Source organism: Promicromonospora soli, assembly GCF_014653785.1.
Taxonomy (GTDB): Bacteria; Actinomycetota; Actinomycetes; order Actinomycetales; family Cellulomonadaceae; genus Promicromonospora; species Promicromonospora soli.
Map to the genome: position 1 here is coordinate 777585 of NZ_BNAS01000002.1, position 19524 is coordinate 797108.

Below are 19524 nucleotides of genomic sequence, written 5' to 3' on the forward strand. Positions count from 1 at the left end.
CGGCGTCCGCAAGGTATATGACCTGCGTACTTGTGATTTCAGTCGCGTGGTGATTCGAGTGTTCAGTGTGCCGATGCTTCGCCTGCGCCTGGGCGCAGATACTTGTGGATGGCGCCAGCGATCGCCGTTCCGAGCGGGATCGGTACTGCGTTACCGATCTGCTTGCCGATCTCGACCTTCGACCCGCACCAGACGAAGCCCTCGGGGAAGCCTTGGAGCAACGCGGCCTCGTAGTGGGTGATCGGTCGATTCTTTGTCGGGTGCAGGTAGCGGCCCTTCTCAGGCTTGAAGAACTCGGTCCGGATCGTCACGGAAGGCTTCCCGCGTCGAAGCCGTCCCATCACGTCGCCCGATCCGGCGTTGTGGTTGTCCCAGGAGTCCGTCGACAGGTACTCGAGCACGGCATGCCGTTCGCGGTCGCCATCGCGCAGAGTCACACCGTAGGCCTGCGCCTTGTTGCGCCCGGACCGCCCTTGAATGATCGTGGGCTCAAGATCTCGCTGTGCCACCGAGTACGTTCCTGACGTGGATGTGGCCTCGGTCACCTCGGCGTAGCGTCCCAGAAGCGCCAGCTTCCCCTCGTCGTCGCGGACCGCGCCGATCTTCCGGAGCAGGACCATGCTGCCGTCGTCGAACCAGCAGGCGAACTTCTTCGTGAGGTCCTTGCGGTTTCCGTTCGGCGGGATGGCGCGGTACCGGGCAAGGGAAATTGACTCCGGGCTCCGCGTGACGTGAAGGTCCGCGGTCGTGAAAGGCCCTTCGAAACTACCGCCGGCCTCGACCACAGCGATGGTGCGGTCGGGGAGATCCGTACCAGGGGAGGGCAACCTGTCAGTGCGGTCGAAGACCTCGTCGATCGTGAGCCATGACTTCTGCTCGACAGGGACAAGCAGACCGTCAATGTCCGCACGATGCTCCAGAGCGTCCTTGGAATGTGTTGGTTCCGGGTACTGCATCCCGCCCACCCGAAGGTCGACGTCCGTGCGAACCCCGATGATGATGGCCCGCCGACGTGCTTGTCGCGCCCCGTAGTCAGCGGCGTTCAGGAGGTAGCGACGGTCACGCTGCTGGGGGGTGTCATTGTCTTTCGTCCCAGGGGCGGGCGGCAGCATGTAGTTCTTGAGGTCGCCGTTCCCGATCCGGTTCTTCAGGTCGGCGAACTCCGGGGAACGAATAAATCGATCGACGTTCTCGATGACGAAGACTTTCGGCTGGACCGCGACGACAACTCTGATGAACTGCTGCCAGAGCTCGTTGCGCTCAGCGCCCACCTTGTTCCGGTTCAGAGCTGAGAATCCCTGGCAGGGTGGGCCGCCGACCACGACGTCGATCTCACCCGGCTTCCATCGGGGTTCCCACTTGACGATGTCGCCGCGGTAGATATCCGGCGGCTCCGAGACGTGGTACCGCTTCGACGAGGCGCCGAAATTCTTCGCATAGGACGCCGCAGCGGCAGGATTCCACTCCACGGCACCAACGCTGCGGAAGGCCGGACGCCCCGGACCGCCTTCCGGTTGGAACTGGTGAAAGCCTTCCGTCAGCCCTCCGCATCCCGCGAACAGGTCCAGCACCCTGATGGGTTCGGGGGAGCTGCGCGGTGCTGGCATGCACGAGATGTTACAGCCGGAGCGGCCCGTAGGTCGTCTGCAGCCGGCCTATGTCTGACGTGCGACGACGCACCTTCGTCGATGCACTCCCGTGCAGCAGCTGTCCGCTGGCAGTTCACCCGGATGAACTGGGGAAGGCCTCGTCGACAAGGCATGGTTCGGCACCTTGGCTGACGCTAGTCTCGTGCCTGTTGTGCAGAGCAACTGACGACCACACGGGGGGTAGTCCCAAGATGTCCGGTGCGATCGACGGGGCCTACGGCGTCTTTATGAGAAACCTCGAGACCAGAACTCCGGTCGAGGCGATCAAGGAGCTCACGATTCTTGGCGTTCCCGACGACATGATCGAGGCCATCCGTGCTCGGTTCGACGCGGAGGTGCTCGAGGTCAAGGAGCTGGACGAACCGCACGTCGTCGTCGACCACGGCCGGGAGACCTGGTACACCGGACCTCAGAAGGCGGACAAGTACTGGCCGGCCGTCGAGAAGATCCTTCGCCGCCAGGGATGGGAAGACGACGGAATCGAGTCGCTCGACGAGTCGTCGACCCGGATCGTCTCGCTGCTCAACCATCCGCAGGAGAAGACGTTCCGGTCGCGGGGGCTCGTGGTGGGCTATGTGCAGTCGGGGAAGACGACCAGCTTCACCTCCGTCATCGCCAAGGCGGCGGACCGCGGGTACAAGCTCGTCATCGTCCTGTCCGGCATCCACAACGGTCTACGACGTCAGACTCAGCGCAGGCTCGAGCAGCAGCTCGTCGAACCGAATCCGACGCAGTGGCACCAGCTCACCGATTCCGAGCATGACTTCCGGCCGACGGCCAACCCCGCCAGCTTTTTCGGCACCAGCTCCAGGATCAAGGTCCTCTGCGTCGTCAAGAAGAACGGCAGCGTGCTCACCAAGCTCGCGAACTGGCTCGAGGGTGCGTCCCAGTTCCTCGTGGACACACCAACCCTGATCATCGACGACGAGGCAGACCAAGCGACGGTCGCAACGAAGAAGATCAACCCGTTGATCCTCCGGATCATGAAGAGCCTTCCGCGCAGCGTCTACATCGGGTATACCGCCACCCCGTTCGCCAACTTGCTGATCGACCCGAGCGCGCAGGATCTTTACCCCCGCGACTTCGTGGCCAATCTTCCCAAGCCGCGGGGACACTTCGGGACCGAGGTGATCTTCGGACGGGACTCCGTGGACGGCGAGGACCCGGAGGACGTGTCAGACGGCTACGACATGATCCGACAGGTACCGCAAGACGACGTCGAGCTCGTCCGACCACTCAAGCGGGCCGACATCGACACGTTCTCGCCAGCGATGGTCGGGTCGCTTCGTGATGCGGTCGAGCACTTCCTGCTCACGACTGCGGCTCGACGGGTCCGTGGAACGGGTAATCCGCACAACACGATGCTCATCCATACGAGCGTGAACACAGCTGTGCACCTCAGCTACCGACGACCGTTGCTCGACCTTCTCGACAGGATTTCCGGCGGCCTTAAGGACCCGGAGTGCTTGGACCGGCTGCGCACCGCGTGGGACGGCGAGACGAAACGCGTCCCCGCGGAAGCCTTCGGAGAGACGAAGGTCGACTTCGATGCCCTGGTCGTGGAGCTGCCCGGAGTTATTCGCGACTGCCGCGTGGTGATGGACAACTCGAGCAGCGAGGACCGGCTCGACTACGAGAACGGTCCGGTCGTTGCGATCGCGGTAGGCGGGAACACCCTGTCGCGAGGGCTCACACTGGAAGGGCTCAGCGTCAGCTACTTCGTCCGTGCGGTCTCCGCGTACGACACTCTGCTGCAGATGGGCCGGTGGTTCGGGTTCCGCAATGGGTATGCCGATCTGCCCCGGATCTGGATGACCGACGAGCTCAAGAACTGGTTCCGGCACATCGCCGTCGTCGAGCACGAGATGCGCCGGGACATTGACCGCTACATGACCGAGAACCTGACGCCACTGCAGTTCGGGGTCAGGCTTCGAACCCATCCGTCGCTCTTGGTGACGGCGCGCGCCAAGATGCAGTCTGCGGTGCGCGCCTCGGCATCGTACGGAGGTCAGCGGCTCCAGACGCACTACTTCCACACCAACGCCGAGTGGCTCGGAAGAAATATCGAGGCGGCACGGAACCTCGTTTCCGCGGCCCGCTCTCAGGCCGTCGAGCACACGAACGACGGACCCAGGCACGTCTTCCGCGATGTCCCGTACACGACAGTGCTGGGATTCCTCACCGAGTACTCGTTCCACGAGGACTGGGATGTGGCGACCTCGGAGATGCTCACCGAGTACATCCAGAAACGCGTCCGGAACGCTGGTTCGCTGCGGAGCTGGAGCATCGCTGTCATCGGCAACCCTGTAGACAACGCCAACGCCTTCTCCTTCAGCGACGAAGTCACAGTCGGTCGGGTGATCCGTTCGCGCCTCGAGGACTCGAGGAATGATTACGCGGACATCAAGACACTGATGAGCCGCAGGGATGCAGCTGTTGACCTCCGCGGCAAGTTCGCCGGAGTGAGCGAGAAGGACTTGATGCGGGCGCGGGAGGAGCAAGCTGGACGATCGGGACTCCTCGTGTTGTACGCGATCGACAAGGATTCCGAGCCGGCGACAGACAAGGCTAAGGAATTCCGTGTGGGCCTTGGGGCTGACGACCATGTCATCGGCGTGGGACTTGTGTTCCCCGAGGCCGTCGGCCCGGACGCAGAGGCCCATGGCTACATCCAGGCCGATCTCTCGGGAATAGTGATCGAAGAGGAAGACTTCAGCGCCGTAGACGGGGAGGACGAGTGACAGGCAGGTCTCGCGGCTTCGCGTCGGACTGGCAGCGGCTCCTGGCGATGGCGCCGTCGTCGGGGACCAGGGTCCGCGTTCACGAGCTCGAGCAGGAGACAGCCTGGGGGCCCGTGGCGCTCGCCGTCGACACTGAGGGGTTCCATCACGTGCTGGTGCCGATCCTTTCCTCGTCTCGGGTCCGAACCGGGCTGAGGGGCCCAGGTCTCGCACTTCGGAAGCGCACCCTGGAGGGCGAGGAAAGCCACACAACCTACGCAGACCTGTCCTGCCTCCGCCATGAGCTCGACGATCTCTTCGACCGGGTGTGCAGCGAGGTCCTGACCAGGCTGGTCGGGCTGGAGCAGAAGCCGCTCGGGGCCGTCTACAACGTGATCGACCGGTGGCAGTCATTGTTCGACAGTCCAATCGGGATCCTGTCCGATCAGAAGGCCTCAGGCCTGTACGGCGAGCTCCTCGTTCTCCGACGGCTGCTCCAGAATGATACGAGTGCTCATCGCACCTGGGTCGGCCCACTCGGCGAGCATCATGACTTCAAGGGAGGCTCGCTCGACATCGAGGTCAAGGCCACGACGTTCACCGAGGGCCGTTTCGTTCAGATACACGGGCTGGACCAGCTGGAGGAGCCGGTAGACGGTGACCTCCTCCTGGCCTGGTTCCGGCTCGTGGACACGAGCAGTTCCGGGAAAGGGGTCACTCTTCTCGATCTCGCGCAACAGGTCATCGCGCTCGCCGACGACGGACCAGCTCTTCGAGCTCTTCTCGCGCGTGCCGCCTATGTCCCCGGCGTTAACGAGGCGAACGACTCCCACCGGTACGTCGTCGCGGACGAACGCTGGTACGACGTGGACGAGGTCTTCCCACGGCTAACCCGCTCGGCGCTCGATCGTGCGTCAGTACCCGAAACCGTGACAGACGTGACCTACGCGGTCGATCTGACGGCGGAGCCGCCAGTTCCGCTAGGTGCCACAGCCGTCGACCAGCGCTTGGAGGCGCTCGTGAGTGGACTCGCATGACCGGGATCGCGTTCATGACCAGGCCCGGTTGGGACTCCCAGGCCTATCCGCCGGAGGGTGCCTCAGCTGCTGAGGGAATCAGGAGCCAACTCGGCAGACCCTCGCTCGACCTGTTGACAGTTCTCGTCCGGGAGGCCGCCCAGAACAGCTGGGACGCGCGGTCCGACGAGCCCGGGTCGAACGTACGCTTCGGCCTTGATCTGCACACGGTGGGCCCGGCGCACGCGCATGCCTGGCGGAGCCTCTTGCTGGAGGGCGGTCCGCGCAACGCCGACAACTTCCCTCTGCGCAAGTCCCTCAACGCGACCTCCATCCGCGTCCTCGCCGTATCCGACCGCGGGACCAAGGGGCTCGGCGGCCCGACCCGAGCCGATGTCGTCACAGATGAGCGGCGTGACTTCATCACGTTCGTACGGAACGTGGGTGAACCTCGTGACACCGAGTTGGGTGGGGGGACGTACGGATTCGGCAAGGGCATCTTCTTCATGCTCTCCAGGCCTCACACGGTCCTGATTCATACGCGTGCCCAGTTCGAAGGACGCCTGCAGACACGGCTGATCGGCTCGTCCCTCGCGCACAGCTTCACTGAGTCCTCCGCTACCGGTGACACCCGGTACACCGGGCGGCACTGGTGGGGGAGGAAGGTCGACGGAGTCGTCGAACCTCTCGTGGACAACGAGGCCGAGGCCATGATCGACAGGTTGGGCCTCCAACGGTTCGCGCCAGACGAGAGCGGGACGACAGTTGTCGTGATCGACCCCGAACTCGACGACGGCATGTCTGAGGCCGAGGAGGTGGGGACCTACCTGGCTGAGACGATCATGTGGCAGCTGTGGCCCAAGATGTTGCCACGATACGACGGCCGCCCGATCATGCTCTTCGACGTCACCGTCGATGGGCAGCGCTACGAGGTGCCGGACCCTGAGACGACCCTGCCGATCAATATGTTCGTCGAGGCGTACCGCCGTATGAACGGTCCTGGAGCGCGGGCGATCGAGACCAAGAGGCCGCGTCGCCTGCTCGGCAGGCTCGGGCTCAATGACACCTGGGTTCCTCCGTGGAAGCTCACGAGGGCAGCCCAAACCGCTGGCTTCGACAAGGACCTGGTCCATCACATCTGCCTAATGCGGGCCGCCGAGCTCGTAGTGACCTACGAGGCTGGCATCGAGCCTGCTGCCGAGCTCAAGGGGTACGCGGGCGTCTTCCGGGCTGACTCCTCGTTGGACGACACTTTCGCTCGGGCCGAACCGCCGACCCACGACGCCTGGAACCCCGACAGCCTGCCATTCGAGGAGAAGACCTACGTCAGAGGGGTATTCCGTCGCCTGCGTGAGATCCAGAAGGAGCTCGCAGGCCTCCAGGTCAGCGTCCGTTCCGACGGCCAAAATGTGGCACTTGGCGCGGCGAGTAACTACTTCTCACGTCTGATGCGAGGGTCGACCGGGTTCGGCGGAGGAACTGCCCTGATCGGTGGTGGACGAGGCTCAGCAGGTGTCCCAGCTCTTGCTGGAGCCCCTAGCGACGCAGGCGGAACCGACGCGGGTGGCAGTGCAGATGGCGGGAGCGCAGCTGTGACCAGCGGCTCCTCCTGGAACGGAGGGCCCGGCCCCACGGGGGACCGGCCCCTCCGGCGTGTCCGGATCCGGGTCGAGTACACCGGTGAACCGTTCCTGACCAGGAGGAACGAGCAGACCGTCCTCGTCCAGGAGTTCCGGCTTCCGCCGGGCCGGGACATCGCCCTGCAGGGCGTCCTGTCGATAGCGGTCTCCATGGACGGATCCGGCCGAGAGACCGACGGTGCAGACCTACCCCGGGTGCTGGGCTGGACCCGGCCGGACAAGACATTCGAAGAACGGGGCACACCGACCGTCGACAGTGACGGCGAGGGCACGTGGCAGCTTGTCATCCAGCCGGTACAGGACACGATGACTGTGGTCGACGTCCGTGCTGAGGGAGCAGCATGAGCCGCATCGCATACCCGTACCTGCGCCCCGCGTCCTCGACCGTCGATGCTCAGCCCTGGCGGCTCCTCCTGGGCGAGGAAGAGGTCGAATTGCCCGAGTCGCTTGACGGTTGGGACTACAACCTCGACCTGCGTCTTCGCAGAGAGGTCCAGGTCGACGGTGAAGCGATCCGGGAACAGTGCCGACTCCCTGCTGGCGCTCCGTTAGCTCTGAGCGTCGTCTGGTACTCAACAGGCTCGGGTCTGCGCGGGCGCTCCGCATTTGAGCGGCTCGACGGACGGGGATACGCCACGCATCATCTTGACCTCACCATCGCCGGAGCCGAGGTCGGCGGAGTTCTCAGTATCGACACACTCTTGGTCGTGCCAGAGGCGCTCGCGGAAGTGGATGCCCTGGCACCGCACCGCGCCGGCTCGATGCTCTGGGAGCACCGCTCGGAGATACGACTGCAGGGTGGTGCGTCGCAGTTCCCGATCGCGGTGGTCGACTTCGGGCCCTCCACGCTTCCTGACACCGCCGCCTGGCACCTCGAGGTCAGCGGGTCGATGGACTCGGCGGCGATGGGGTCGCTGCTCCTGCTTGTAAACGAACGAAACAAGGCCGTCGCTGAGGCATTCAGCCGTGCCGGCAAGCCGCGACAAGCCGACTCCCTCGTGCTCTCTGCCGTGTATGCCGACGTGGCCCGCACGATGGTCGAGCATGCGTTGAGTCGCGAAGACTTCGTTGATGACGCCAACTACGGCGAGGAGACGTTAGGGGCGTTGATGCTCGACGTCTTCCGGCAGATGTTCGGGGCCCGGACTATCAAGGACGTCAGACTCCGGATGCAGGACAGCCCGTCATTGATGGCGACAGAGATGCAGGCGGCTGTGGGCATCTTCGGAGGCGATTCGTGAGCTATTTGTACCCCCGCTTGATCGGAGGACGGGCGCAGCAGCTGTTCGACGAGTTCGCAGCGGTGCCCTCACCCAATGACCTCGTGGATCGTGCGCGTACCCACGACGACTCAGCTGTCTATGTCGCGACCGGTGGAGCAAGAGTTCCGGTGGAGAAGCTGAGCGCGCTGTCGACCGCTGTGCGTGACCTTGCCCGAGAGCACGGATTCCCGCACAAGGCTCAACGAGCGGGTGAGTTTGACGTTGCCTTGGCGCGTCTCCTGCACCGGTCGATGGAGGTCATGCCCGCTGAGGCCGCGGCCCGAGAGATGTGGGCGTTCCTCTCACTCGTGCTCCTTCCGGACGTCGCGTATTGGCGCTTCCCAGCTCCACCGGGCGATCGTGTGATGCACACCGACATCACTCGACATGTGTTCGGCAGGCTCTGGTGGCGGGCCGACCTGATCCATGACCTAGCACGTGAGGACCCGTACGAGGTGCTGGAGATTCTGGGTGAGGCGGACTTCGACCAGGTCTACTCGCGGCGGAAGCAGATCGGTGCCAGCCCCACCATCGTCCGCAACCTGATCCGGGTCTGGAGCGAGCTCCGGGAGAACGGTGAGCTCGCCCTAGTGAACGACCGGCAGGCGTTCCGCAACACCCTGATGGTCCTGAACCGCGTGGTTCCGTTCCTCTCCCTCAACGCGCTCGACGACCACGCCCTGGTCGGCGAGCTGAGGCGTATCGCCCGTCAGGCGATCGGGCGGATGCAGTCCTGAGCGCGCCACACTGACGGAAGTGGTTGCCGATGACATCCCCGAATAGGAGGACGTGATCTCGGCGCCGCAGGGCTGGTCCATGCATTGGCAACCGCGCAGATCAACGACACTGTGGACCTGGCCGATGCCGTGGTGGCGAACCCAGGCGCCCCTTGCGTGGTCAGGCTGCCATGTGCGGCAGATCCCGTCCGCGATCTCGTCGGGATAGGAGCAGCACCCTCGATAGGCTCGACAAGTGATTCCGATGGGACCTCGCCCGGATGCCTCGTCCGAGGCAGTGAGCCGGCGCATGAGCGTCGCCCGCCGCAAGGACACCAAACCAGAGTTGGACCTGCGTCGGATCCTGCACTCGCGAGGTATGCGGTATCGGGTGGTCTACCCGGTTCCCGGTCGACCTCGACGAAGCATCGACGTCGCCTTCACGCGGGCGAAGGTTGCTGTCTTTGTCGACGGTTGCTTCTGGCATGCCTGCCCTGACCATCGCACTCAGCCACGCGCCAACTCTGAGTGGTGGATGGAGAAACTCGCTCGCAATGTCGCGCGTGACCGAGAGACAGACCAGCATCTAGCCACGCTCGGATGGACCGTGTTGCGATTCTGGGAGCACGAGAACATGGCGAAAGCTGCCGGAGTCGTCGAGCGGGTCTTGCATGGAGAAAGTTCGACCGCAGGCATCAGTAGCTGAGGAGTATCACACCTTGGAGATCAAGGTGAATCCCATGTGCGCCCTGCAGGTCGTGAAGTTGATCGAGCACCCTTGGATAGACCCTGCTCGACTTATAGATCTCGGGCACGACGACAACCATCCAGTCGATGTCCGGGGACGAGGCGGACGCCAGGACGGACATTATGGCTCCGTTGTTCGCGAACGCGCGACCCGCTTGAAGCGCGACGCCGATCCGTTGATCAGGCCCGGTGAAGTCAATTCCTTTGGCTGCAAAGCTCGCTTGCCCGCCCGGTGTGATGGCAAACGGAGACAGAACTGGCCCCAACAGCTCACGCAGCGGGTCGCTCTTGATGCTTCCCTGCGTTGTCACCACAGTTGCCAGGCGGGGTGCCACCAGGGCTACAGCGTCCACAATTGAACTGACGGCGTCCGGAACGGCGCGTACAGCTGCTGACAGTGGAACGAAATCCTTCTGCATCGCTAAAGCCTCTCGTCGACCGAGCTTGGCGGGAACGCTAGCAGCTTCCATTCCCCGAAATCGTGCTCCAGCATGGATCTATGGCGACGACCCGAACCATCGTTCGCGGCATCGGCCAACTGGCCCTTGGTGCCTTCCTCCTCACCGCCGGCATCGGCGACCTCACCCGAGCGCGCAAGGAGTTCCGGGCGCAGGTCCCCACGTGGGTCCCGGTCGATCCCGACACGGTCGTGGTCGGGTCGGGGATCGTCGAGATCAGCCTCGGGACCGCACTCGTCGCTACGTGGAAGCAGCCGGCCCGACGTCGGCTCGGCGCCCTCGTCGCCGCGTTCTTCGTCGCGATCTTCCCCGGGAACATCGCCCAGTTCGTGGAGCACCGGGACGCGTTCGGCCTGGACACCGACCGCAAGCGCGGGCTGCGGCTTCTAGGTCAGCCGGTTCTCGTGGCGTGGGCGGTGGCGGCGACGCGTAAGTAGGGTTTCGACAAGCTCGACCACCGGGGACAGGCTCGACTAGAGGGAACACCCTCGACGACCGGGCGCACGCTCGGCCAGCGGATGCGCTTACACCTGGTCGAGCATCCCCAGCCCGCTCGCGAACTCCATCAGCTCGAACGTTGAGCCCGTGACCATCGTCGCGCCCTTGGCGCGGGCCGCATCGGCGAACTGGGCGACGTTTCCGTAGAGCACGAACGGAGTGCCCGGGTCCGTGGCGCGGACGTTCGCGAGGAGGCGGAGGCCGGCGTCGGGCACATCGACGTGGGACTCACGGCGGCCCATGTCCGAGATGATCAGGCCGTACCGGCGCCCCTCGAGGAGGCGCATCGCCTCGCTGGTCGAGCGTGCGATCTCGACGTCTGCGCCGTCGCGGCGCCACGAGTCGGCCAGGACCGCGTTGTTCTCGGGGTGATCGTCGACCCAGAGGATCGAATGCGGCGTCGGGGGGACCGTGGTGGGCGCGCTGGGGATCGTCGGCGCACCTGGGACCGTCGGCAACGGCTCCCAGGGGTCCGGCATCAGATCCAGGTCATCGTCGGCGGGTGGGGTGGCCGCTTCGGGTGCCCCCGGCCCCGCCTTGCCCGGGATCTCGATCGGACGCAGCCAGTCGTTGTCGTCCCGACGTTCCGAGAACTCGTAGGGCGGCAGGCCGCCCGGACGCACGCGGTAGCTCGCCCCGGTGCCATGCCCGACGTCGTCCAGCCGGCGCTTCAGCGACGCCACCTCGCGCTGCAGGTCGGTGATCATGTCCGACTGCTGGTCCGTAGCCTGCTTGAAGTTCAGCCGCTGCCCGCCGATCTCGAGGGTCACGTCGTCGGAGTTTCTCAACTTCGACAGGAGCTGCCGGCCGAAGACCAGCAGCACGACGATCACGAGCAGGGGCCACAGGAGGTTGGCGATAGCGCTGATCAGGTCGGCCACGAGGGTAAACGTACCGGTCAGGGGATGATGGGACGGAACAGCGCCGACCAATGGAGGTGCCACCAGTGACCGAGCCGCTCGATCGCATCCGCGAGATCTGCCTCGCACTTCCCGAGGTGACCGAGAAGCTGAGCCATGGCGCACCCACCTGGTTCGTGAAGAAGACCTTCGTGAGCTACTCCGACCACACACACGGCGGCCCGCTCGCGATCTGGTGCGCGGCCGCTCCCGGCGCGCAGGAGGAGGCGGTCGAGAAGGAGCCGGACCGGTTCTACCGTCCGCCGTATGTCGGGGTGCGTGGATGGCTGGGCGTGCGGCTCGACGTCGACGTCGACTGGGACGAGATCGCCGCCATCATCGAGGAGGCGTACCGGCAGATCGCGCCGAAGCGCCTGCTGGCGGAGCTGGACGAGCGGTAGGCAACTACCCCTCCAGCAGCCCCCGAATATCCTCGACCCCCAGCGCCCCAGCAAACGCCCCGGCGTCGTCGCTCAGCACCGCATCGAACAGCCGGGCCTTGCGTTCCTTGAGCGCCATCACCTTCTCCTCGATGGTGTTCTCCGAGACCATCCGGAACACCATCACATTCCGCGTCTGCCCGATGCGGTGCGTGCGGTCGATCGCCTGCGCCTCCGTCGCCGGGTTCCACCACGGATCGAGCAGGTAGACGTAGTCGGCCTCGGTGAGGTTGAGCCCGAACCCGCCCGCCTTGAGGCTGATCAGGAACACCGGCGCCGTCCCGTCCTTGAACCGGCCGATCACCTCGGCCCGCTTCCGCGTGGATCCATCGAGGTACTCATACGGGATCCCCAGCTCCGTACACACCTCGGCCGCCTTCGCCAGGAACGACGTGAACTGCGAGAACACCAGCGCGCGGTGCCCCTCGGCGGCAACCTCGGCCAGGTGCTCGGCGAGCAGGCTCAGCTTGGCCGACCCCACGCCCTCGTACTCCGGGTCCACCAGGGAGGCATCGAGCGCCATACGGCGCAGCGTCGTGAGGGCTCGGAACACCGCCACCCGGTTCTCGTCGAAGCTCTCCAGCAGCCCCAGCAATCGGGACCGCTCGCGCTGCAGATGCGTGTCGTAGATCCGCCGGTGCCTGGCATCCAGGGTCACGCGAAGCACCTGCTCCTGCCGTTCGGGCAGCTCCGGCGCCACCTGGTCCTTGGTACGGCGCAGCAACAGCGGCCGGATCCGACGGCGGAGCCGGGCCAGCAGCGGCGTCGAGTCACCCTCGCCCGCGACCGGCTTGACGTAGTCCTCCCGGAACTTGGTCGCCGACCCGTACAGCCCCGGCGCCACGATCGCGAGCATCGCCCACAGCTCCATGAGGTTGTTCTCCATGGGCGTGCCAGTGATCGCCAGCTTGAACGGAGCCTTCAGCCGGCGGGCGGACTCGTTGGCGCGCGTCTGGTGGTTCTTCGCGAACTGGGCCTCGTCCAGGATCAGGCCGCTCCACTCGACGTCGGCGAACGCCTCGAAGTCCAGCCGGAAGATCGCGTACGACGTCACGACCACGTCCGCCCCCGCCGTGATCTTCGGGACGGTCGAACCAGCCTTCCGCGCCGTGGTCGGCAGGGCCACCACCTTCAGGTCCGGGGTGAACCGGGCGGCCTCCGCGGCCCAGTTGCTCACCACGGAGGCGGGCGCGACCACCAGGAACGGCGGGCGAGGACCGGCCTCGCCGTCGGACATCTCCTGCCGGGCCTGGGCTACGAAGGCGAGGGTCTGGACGGTCTTGCCGAGGCCCATGTCGTCGGCGAGGATCCCACCGAGCCCGTGCCGCCACAGGAACGTGAGCCACTCGAAGCCGTGCTGCTGGTACGGCCGGAGCTCGGCCTTGAGGCCGACGGGCGGCGGCACCGGCTCCGGCCCGCCTACGCCGTCCGCGGTCAGCGCGACGAGGTCGCTCACCGAGCGTCGCCACCGGTCGGACTGCTCGACGACGTCGGAGACCTGCTCCAGCTCCGCCCACAGGCCCGCGTTGAACCGGCTGATCCGCAGCTTGCCCGGCTGGTCCGACAGTCGCTGCGCCTCCTCGATCAGGGCCCGGAGCTGCGCGAACACCGGTAGGTCGGTGCGCAGCCAGGTGCCGTCGGTCAGCATGAACCGCTTCTTGTTCCGCGCGAGGGCATCGAACAGCGGCCCGAACGGGATCTCGCGTCCGTTGACCGTGACCATGACACCCAGGTCGAACCAGTCCAGGTCGCCACTGTCGTCGGCGCGCATGCTGACCACGGGCGTTGCCTCGAGGCCGCGGTACTCGGGCAGCTTGTCGCTCTCGACGCGGACGTCCGGCAGCTCCCTGAGCACTGGCAGTACCGTGGTCGCGAAGTCCATGGCCTGCAGCCCGCGGAACACCTCGGGCGCCACGCGGAAGTGGCCGAAGCCGGGCACCTCGCGCACGGCGCCGACCGCGCGGCCCAGGGTCGCGGCCTCCGCCGCGAGATCGCGCAGGTCCGCGCCCGGCTCCAGTGCGGTGGTCAGCGGGTATTCCTTGTCCGACGGCGGGTACGCCCACCGCCACGCAACGCTGATCTCCGCCGCCGAGACCGCCTCGACGGACACCACGAGCTGCGGCCGGGGCAGCTCCGGCAGCTCGACGTCGGCGTCGGCGCGGACGCGCACCTCGCGGCGGAGCAGCGGGAGGTAGTCCGCGAGGAACTCGTCGACCGCGTCGGCCGGGATGGCGACGTCGGCCAGGTGCACGGCCGCGCGCTCCTGATCGGTGAGCAGAGCCGCCGTCGGGCCCAGGATGATGGTGCGGCCCGAGGGCGACTCCTCCACCGCGAACAGGCCGTGGTAGCCGAGCGGCCCGACGGACCTCGCGGTGGTGACAACCCCGTCGAAGGCGACGGTCCGCTCGAGGCGTGCGCCGCCCTCGGGACGGGAGAGATCCAGGGCGATGGACGCCTCGCGGGCCACGCGCAGCGACTCCCGCCTGGACTTGCCGACGAGCTCGATGCCGAGCTCCGCGGCGTCGGTCAGGTGGTGCCAGAACGGGCGGGCGAGCACGTCGTCCAGGCTGATCCAGTCGCCCGCGCTGAGGTACCCGTAGCCGCGCGGGCTCGTGGCGCGCAGGGCGTCGAGCGTGGTGAACCACTCCCGGACCCTGGGGTCGAGGCCGCGGATGAACCCGTTGCGGATGTAGTTCCACGACGCGGAGCCGCCGACCCACGCGCCCCGGTCATTGCGCTGGACCGGCCGGATCGACAGGGAGAGGTCGTTGGCGGAGGTCGTGCCGTCGACCCGGAACTGCAGGGCGAGCTCCGGCCTGGTCTCGGCCGTCGACGGGGCCGCAGCGGGCGCCGTCGGCACAAGCTGCTGCACGGCGGCTTTCCACTCCGGGACCTGCGGCGCGCGCGTCAGCGACGACGCGGGCCGGACCATCGAGGCCAGCCCGTCCGAACCGGACTCGATGAGCGTGGCCACGACGTGCTTGCAGGCGGACCCGACCGGGCACGTGCAGTCGGAGCCGACGACGACGGGAGGACCGGGTGTGCTGACCCTGAACTCGATCGAGCACGAGTAGGTGCTGCGACCGCTGCCGCGCACCCACGAGATGAGCAGCAGGTCGTCGGGCAGCCACTCCCAGGAGATGACCCGGCCCTGCCTCTGGTAGTCCTCGCCGCGCAGGAACGCGCCGCTGTCCACCAAGAGCTTGATGGCCGCGAGGTGGATGCGCGGGGCGGGGATCGGCGTGGGCACCTGTCCATGGTTCCACGCCCGTGAGCCGCGTCCGTCGAGTTATCCACAGCGCGTCGTGACCTGTTACTTGGCGGTGCTGGCTCGGATCTCCTCAAGTGCGACGACCTCGAGGATCTGCTTCACGATGATCGGGCCGACCGACTCCCAGGAGAGCATCTCGGCGATCACCATGTAGGACAGGTCTTCACCGGTGAAGCAGCCACCGCGGTGCAGGGCGTTGAGCAGCCGATGCTTGGGCCAGGTGAGATCGTCGAGGCGCTCGACCCGCCGCACTGCGGGGAACAGCCGGCCGACCGGCAGCGGCTTGAGCCGGGTCACAGCGGCCTCAGCGAGGCGCGCCGTGCCGGTTTCGGTCTTGTTGTCGACCTGACCCACATACCAGGCGTCTTCCTCGGCCATGACTTCGCGGAACCAGGGGAACACCTCACTCCATGTGGGCGTCGGAGTGACAGCGGGTGCGTCAGACATGGACGGAAGCCTCCAGTCCCTGTGTAGGTGTTGGTGCAGGTAAGTGCGCCAATCCTTGCACCGTTCCGCCCTCAGAAGAGGCATAGAGACCGGACATCATCCACAAATTCACCCGTCTTGCGTTTGCCTCGCTAGTGTGGCTGTGCGAGCGCCTCCCATGCCGAAAAGCAACGCCGCCGCCACGTATCCCAAGGACAGAGCGACGAAGAGACCGGGCGACCACCCGGCGTCGGGCACGAGGAAGGCCGCCAGGGCGGCCGCGCCGACGAACGCCGCGTTGTAGAGGACGTCGTAGAAGGCGAACGCGCGGCCGCGGTAGGCGTCCTCGGAGTCACGCTGCACGATCGTGTCGACGGCGATCTTCGTACCCTGCGCCGCGAGGCCCAGCAGCGCCGCGGCCGTGACCACGGCGACGAAGCCTGGCTCCGGCACGAGGACCAGCTGCGAGACCCCCGCCACCAGCAGCATCACGGCGATCCACGACTGGGGGGTCATGCGGCGGGCCAGCACCGCGGTGAGCACGGTAGCGAGTGCGCCGCCGACGCCGGTCGCGCCGATCACCAGGGCGAAGATCCCGAGACCGGCGGTGGGGTCGCCCGGATCGGACAGGAGGTTGCGCGACATCAGGATCGACGCGATGAACACCACCCCATACAGGAATCGGTGCAGTGCCATCACCAGTAGCGCCTGCCCAGGGGTGCGGCGGGCGGCGAGGTAGCGGGCGCCGTCGACCAGGCCGCGGGCCACGACCACGATCTCGTTGCCGACCGAGCCGACGGCGGGCCGCAGCGGGCCCAGCAGCGTGCGCGACATCCGCAGCCCGAGCAGCGAGGCGCAGCCCATGACTATGCACGCGCAGGTCAGCGCTGTCGCGTCCTGGATCCGGCCGGCCGGCATCAAGAAGCTGAGCAGGAAGCTCACACCGCCGCCGAGGAAGGCGGCGCCCGCGCCGAGCGTCGGCGTGAGGGCGTTCGCCGTGAGCAGCAGCTCGCCCTGGACCACGCGCGGCATGCCCGCCGAGAGGCCCGCGAGCAGGAACCGGTTGACGCTCAGGGACGCGAGCCCGAGCACATAGATCGCGGGTGTGACGCCCTGGGTGAGCATGAGCACCGCCATCGTGCCGGTGAGCAGCACGCGTACCGCGTTGCCGAACACCAGGACCTGTCGCCGCTGCCACCGGTCCAGGAACACGCCCGCGAACGGGCCCACGATCGTGAACGGCGCCAGCATCATCGCGAACGCCCCGGCGATCGCGGAGGCCGACCCCTGCGACTCCGGGCTGAAGAACAACAGGTTGGCGAGACCCACCTGGAACATGCCGTCGCTGGCCTGGGAGACGAGGCGAACCGCGAACAGCTTGCGGAACCCGGGCAGGCGCAGCAGCGCGCGCAGTTCGGCAAGGACGGTCACTCGTTCACAGTAGTTGCCCGTCCGCCGCCGCGGTGGTCGACGGCGGCGTGCGCCGGGGGAACGCGAGCGGCCGGGCCGACGACGTACCGGGGCCCGACGCCATGGGGAGTGGTATCCATGGTGCGTGCCGTCGCCTGTGGATATTCTCCCTGGTCGGAGGTGGTTCCCGTGACGGATCCGTGTGTCGGTGGAGTCTGCGCAGGAGTGGTGCGATGAGGCCGTCTGATTGGTCGCCGGTGGGGTTGGACTCGGACCCGACGCCGGGTGACCCGGTGCTGGTCCTCTCGGGTGGGCAGGAGTATCTGGAGGTCGCCAGCTCGATCGACAACGCCGCGTCGGCGATGTCCCGGCTGGATGTCGAGGGCACCGTGTCGCAGGCGGTGGATGCGTTGATGGCGACCAAGGAAGACACCATCGGCGAGATCCGCAAGGCGCACGGCCGGTACGTCGCAGCCGGGGAGGCCCTGGTCGGGTACGCCTCCTCCCTGGAACGCGTTCAGTCCGAGACGCTGGCCGCGTTGGACAAGGCGCGGGATGCGCAGGATGCGGCGCAGGCCGCGTCGGGGTCCAAGGACCGGTGGCAGGACCTGGCCGACTCGGCGAAGGACGAGACGGAGAAGGCGGAGTACGAGCAGAAGGCGCGGCAGGCCGACGGCGAGGCGGACCAGGCGGCCGGCGCGATCTCCTCGGCGAAGTCGAGCATCGAGTCCGCGGTCTCGGACCGTAACCGGGCCGCGGAGCATGCGATCGACCGGATCGAGGAGATCACCGGCTCGGATGATCTGAACGACGGGTGGTGGGAGGACTGGGGGTCCAAGCTCGTCGCCGCGATCGCGGACATCGCGGACATGATCTCCACCATCGCGGGGATCCTGGCGATCATCGTGGCGTTCATCCCGATCGTGGGCACCGCGCTGGCCGGGGTGCTGATCGTCATCGCCGCGGTCGCCGCGATAGTGAGCGCGGTCGCGAACATCACGCTGGCCGCGACGGGCGAACGCTCCTGGGCGGAAGCGGGGATCGCGATCGCGGGCGCCGCGCTGAGCCTGATCGGTCTGGGTGCTGCGGCGAAGGCCGCGACCGGGCTGGCGAAGGGGATCAGCAAGGGCGCGCTCAAGCAGGGTCTGAAATCCGGCAAGACCTGCAAGTTCGGCTTCGGCAAGTGCTTCGTCGCCGGGACGTTGATCCACACCCCGGACGGGCGCCGCCCGATCGAGGACATCCGGGTGGGCGACAAGGTCTGGGCGCACGACCTGGCCACGGGCCGCGACGAGCTGCAGGTCGTGGTCGAGACGTTCGTACGCACCACGACAGAGCTGTTCCACCTGACCATTGCGGGCGAGCGGGTCTCCACCACCGCTGAGCACCCGTTCATGGTCTCCGGCCGCGGGTGGATGGACGCCGCGTTCCTCAAGGTCGGCGACCTGCTGGTCACCCCCGAGGGCACCACCACACCGGTCCAGGCGATCGAGACAGAGCACCGCACCGAGACCGACGCGGAGACGGTCTACAACTTCCACGTCGAGACCCACCACAACTACTACGTCCAGGCCGGCAACACCCCGATCCTGGTCCACAACGCCGACCACACCCACGGGGGTCTGACAGACTCAGACCGCATCGAGGACGCCGTGGACATCGCGCGTGGCCACGCGGACGCCAAGCACGCTTCCGAGTTCCCGGGGATGTCGGCCGACGACCTCGGAAGGCACGTCACTGACGTCATGACGAACCCTTCCCGAGCAAAGGACCTGAGCAGGCTGCGCAGGGCGTTCCAGGGTAGCGACGGCTCGACGGTCGTGGTCCATGACCCGATGCACCCGGACGGCGGGACGGTCTTCAACCGCAGCAACGACATCGACGAATACTGGGGGACACTCACGTGACAGACGCCGGATCGGTTGCACCTCGTAGCCTCCTCGAACCGACCGAGATCGACCTGCTCGTCCGAGCGTTGCTGGAGTGGGGCGGCCCGGCCCACGCCAGCGACCAGCTGGCCCGCGGCATGGGGTTCGACGGGGTCGACGATCTGCTGGAGAGGTGCCGTTCGTTCAGGCGGGACCTGAAGGACGACGTACCGATCGCAGGAGCGGACTGGGCGCGCATCCTCCTGGCGACCGAGATCGTGTTCGCCAGCGACCTCATGGGCTCGGGTACCGACTGGAGCACAACGACCGGCCTGACCGACGAGGAGACGGTCAAGGCGCTCCGAGGCGTCCAGCGCAAGCTGGGGGAGGTGCTGCGCCCGTACTACGGCCAGACGCCGCCGGTGCGCTCCTGAGGAGACCTGCTGGTTGAGCCCTGCGCTGGTCGAGCTTGCCGAGACCCGGTCTCGGCAAGCTCGACCAGCG

At 66.7% G+C, this 19524-nt stretch carries 17 protein-coding genes; 10 read left to right on the forward strand and 7 right to left on the reverse strand.

All coding sequences use genetic code 11. The annotated features are described in order from the left end of the window. Window positions 1-62 precede the first annotated feature (62 nt). Window positions 63-1607, reverse strand: a complete 1545-nt coding sequence (locus IE250_RS09305; RefSeq protein ID WP_189668971.1) for a DNA cytosine methyltransferase — start codon at window positions 1605-1607, stop codon at window positions 63-65. A 233-nt stretch (window positions 1608-1840) separates the two neighbouring features. On the opposite strand from IE250_RS09305, the gene IE250_RS09310 reads away from it, so the two are divergent. The 6 genes from IE250_RS09310 (at window position 1841) to IE250_RS09335 (ending at window position 9709) form a co-directional block, all read left to right on the forward strand. Continuing rightward, window positions 1841-4390 (forward strand): Z1 domain-containing protein, encoded by a 2550-nt coding sequence (locus IE250_RS09310; RefSeq protein ID WP_189668972.1) that lies wholly within the window; start codon window positions 1841-1843, stop codon window positions 4388-4390. Next, window positions 4387-5406 carry a PD-(D/E)XK motif protein gene (locus IE250_RS09315; RefSeq protein ID WP_373301643.1) on the forward strand — a complete coding sequence of 340 codons (1020 nt, stop codon included), beginning with the start codon at window positions 4387-4389 and terminating at the stop codon, window positions 5404-5406. The genes IE250_RS09310 and IE250_RS09315 overlap by 4 nt, the downstream gene beginning before the upstream one ends. After that, on the forward strand, window positions 5403-7370 hold the full coding sequence (locus IE250_RS09320) for a hypothetical protein (protein ID WP_189668974.1): 1968 nt from the start codon (window positions 5403-5405) through the stop codon (window positions 7368-7370). Before IE250_RS09315 ends, IE250_RS09320 begins: the two co-directional genes overlap by 4 nt. After that, a complete protein-coding gene (locus IE250_RS24465; protein WP_229872285.1) occupies window positions 7367-8266 on the forward strand; it encodes a hypothetical protein in 900 nt (299 codons plus the stop codon). The genes IE250_RS09320 and IE250_RS24465 overlap by 4 nt, the downstream gene beginning before the upstream one ends. Continuing rightward, window positions 8263-9024, forward strand: a complete 762-nt coding sequence (locus IE250_RS09330; protein ID WP_505909243.1) for a DUF6339 family protein — start codon at window positions 8263-8265, stop codon at window positions 9022-9024. Before IE250_RS24465 ends, IE250_RS09330 begins: the two co-directional genes overlap by 4 nt. 244 nt (window positions 9025-9268) lie before the next feature. After that, window positions 9269-9709, forward strand: a complete 441-nt coding sequence (locus tag IE250_RS09335) for a very short patch repair endonuclease (RefSeq protein ID WP_189669178.1) — start codon at window positions 9269-9271, stop codon at window positions 9707-9709. Here the strand turns inward: IE250_RS09335 and IE250_RS09340 are convergent. Further along, window positions 9699-10169, reverse strand: a complete 471-nt coding sequence (locus IE250_RS09340; RefSeq protein ID WP_189668976.1) for a hypothetical protein — start codon at window positions 10167-10169, stop codon at window positions 9699-9701. The genes IE250_RS09335 and IE250_RS09340 overlap by 11 nt on opposite strands. Window positions 10170-10249: 80 nt before the next feature. Here IE250_RS09340 and IE250_RS09345 point away from each other — a divergent pair, with 80 nt between their 5' ends. Then, window positions 10250-10645: a DoxX family protein gene (locus IE250_RS09345; RefSeq protein ID WP_189668977.1), complete on the forward strand. Its 396-nt coding sequence runs from the start codon at window positions 10250-10252 to the stop codon at window positions 10643-10645. 87 nt (window positions 10646-10732) lie between these two features. Here the strand turns inward: IE250_RS09345 and IE250_RS09350 are convergent, their stop codons facing one another. Further along, on the reverse strand, window positions 10733-11587 hold the full coding sequence (locus IE250_RS09350; RefSeq protein ID WP_189668978.1) for a DNA-binding transcriptional response regulator: 855 nt from the start codon (window positions 11585-11587) through the stop codon (window positions 10733-10735). A gap of 65 nt (window positions 11588-11652) precedes the next feature. Between IE250_RS09350 and IE250_RS09355 the strand changes: the two genes are divergently transcribed. Beyond that, window positions 11653-12006, forward strand: a complete 354-nt coding sequence (locus IE250_RS09355; RefSeq protein WP_229872288.1) for an MmcQ/YjbR family DNA-binding protein — start codon at window positions 11653-11655, stop codon at window positions 12004-12006. Between the two features lie 4 nt (window positions 12007-12010). Here IE250_RS09355 and IE250_RS09360 read toward each other — a convergent pair whose 3' ends face one another. The 4 genes from IE250_RS09360 to IE250_RS24835 all read right to left on the reverse strand — a co-directional run bounded on the left by IE250_RS09360 (window position 12011) and on the right by IE250_RS24835 (window position 17292). Further along, on the reverse strand, window positions 12011-15295 hold the full coding sequence (locus IE250_RS09360) for a DEAD/DEAH box helicase (RefSeq protein ID WP_189668980.1): 3285 nt from the start codon (window positions 15293-15295) through the stop codon (window positions 12011-12013). 63 nt (window positions 15296-15358) lie between these two features. Continuing rightward, window positions 15359-15763 carry a hypothetical protein gene (locus IE250_RS09365; protein WP_189668981.1) on the reverse strand — a complete coding sequence of 135 codons (405 nt, stop codon included), beginning with the start codon at window positions 15761-15763 and terminating at the stop codon, window positions 15359-15361. A 108-nt stretch (window positions 15764-15871) separates the two neighbouring features. Further along, window positions 15872-17173 (reverse strand): MFS transporter, encoded by a 1302-nt coding sequence (locus IE250_RS09370; protein WP_189668982.1) that lies wholly within the window; start codon window positions 17171-17173, stop codon window positions 15872-15874. Continuing rightward, window positions 17170-17292 carry a hypothetical protein gene (locus IE250_RS24835; protein WP_268247797.1) on the reverse strand — a complete coding sequence of 41 codons (123 nt, stop codon included), beginning with the start codon at window positions 17290-17292 and terminating at the stop codon, window positions 17170-17172. The genes IE250_RS09370 and IE250_RS24835 overlap by 4 nt, the downstream gene beginning before the upstream one ends. Before the next feature lie 93 nt (window positions 17293-17385). Between IE250_RS24835 and IE250_RS09375 the strand changes: the two genes are divergently transcribed. Continuing rightward, complete coding sequence (locus tag IE250_RS09375) at window positions 17386-19059, forward strand: polymorphic toxin-type HINT domain-containing protein (RefSeq protein WP_189668983.1); 1674 nt, start codon at window positions 17386-17388, stop codon at window positions 19057-19059. After that, on the forward strand, window positions 19056-19454 hold the full coding sequence (locus IE250_RS09380) for a hypothetical protein (protein ID WP_189668984.1): 399 nt from the start codon (window positions 19056-19058) through the stop codon (window positions 19452-19454). Before IE250_RS09375 ends, IE250_RS09380 begins: the two co-directional genes overlap by 4 nt. Window positions 19455-19524 lie beyond the last annotated feature (70 nt).

What these genes read in the sequence shown, in the direction of transcription:
- IE250_RS09305 (WP_189668971.1), bottom strand. Translation starts at nt 1,607, where the DNA reads ATGCCAGCACCGCGCAGCTCCCCCGAACCCATCAGGGTGCTGGACCTG.
- IE250_RS09310 (WP_189668972.1), top strand. Translation starts at nt 1,841, where the DNA reads ATGTCCGGTGCGATCGACGGGGCCTACGGCGTCTTTATGAGAAACCTC.
- IE250_RS09320 (WP_189668974.1), top strand. Translation starts at nt 5,403, where the DNA reads ATGACCGGGATCGCGTTCATGACCAGGCCCGGTTGGGACTCCCAGGCC.
- IE250_RS24465 (WP_229872285.1), top strand. Translation starts at nt 7,367, where the DNA reads ATGAGCCGCATCGCATACCCGTACCTGCGCCCCGCGTCCTCGACCGTC.
- IE250_RS09335 (WP_189669178.1), top strand. Translation starts at nt 9,269, where the DNA reads ATGGGACCTCGCCCGGATGCCTCGTCCGAGGCAGTGAGCCGGCGCATG.
- IE250_RS09340 (WP_189668976.1), bottom strand. Translation starts at nt 10,169, where the DNA reads ATGCAGAAGGATTTCGTTCCACTGTCAGCAGCTGTACGCGCCGTTCCG.
- IE250_RS09345 (WP_189668977.1), top strand. Translation starts at nt 10,250, where the DNA reads ATGGCGACGACCCGAACCATCGTTCGCGGCATCGGCCAACTGGCCCTT.
- IE250_RS09365 (WP_189668981.1), bottom strand. Translation starts at nt 15,763, where the DNA reads ATGTCTGACGCACCCGCTGTCACTCCGACGCCCACATGGAGTGAGGTG.
- IE250_RS24835 (WP_268247797.1), bottom strand. Translation starts at nt 17,292, where the DNA reads ATGGATACCACTCCCCATGGCGTCGGGCCCCGGTACGTCGTCGGCCCG.
- IE250_RS09375 (WP_189668983.1), top strand. Translation starts at nt 17,386, where the DNA reads ATGAGGCCGTCTGATTGGTCGCCGGTGGGGTTGGACTCGGACCCGACG.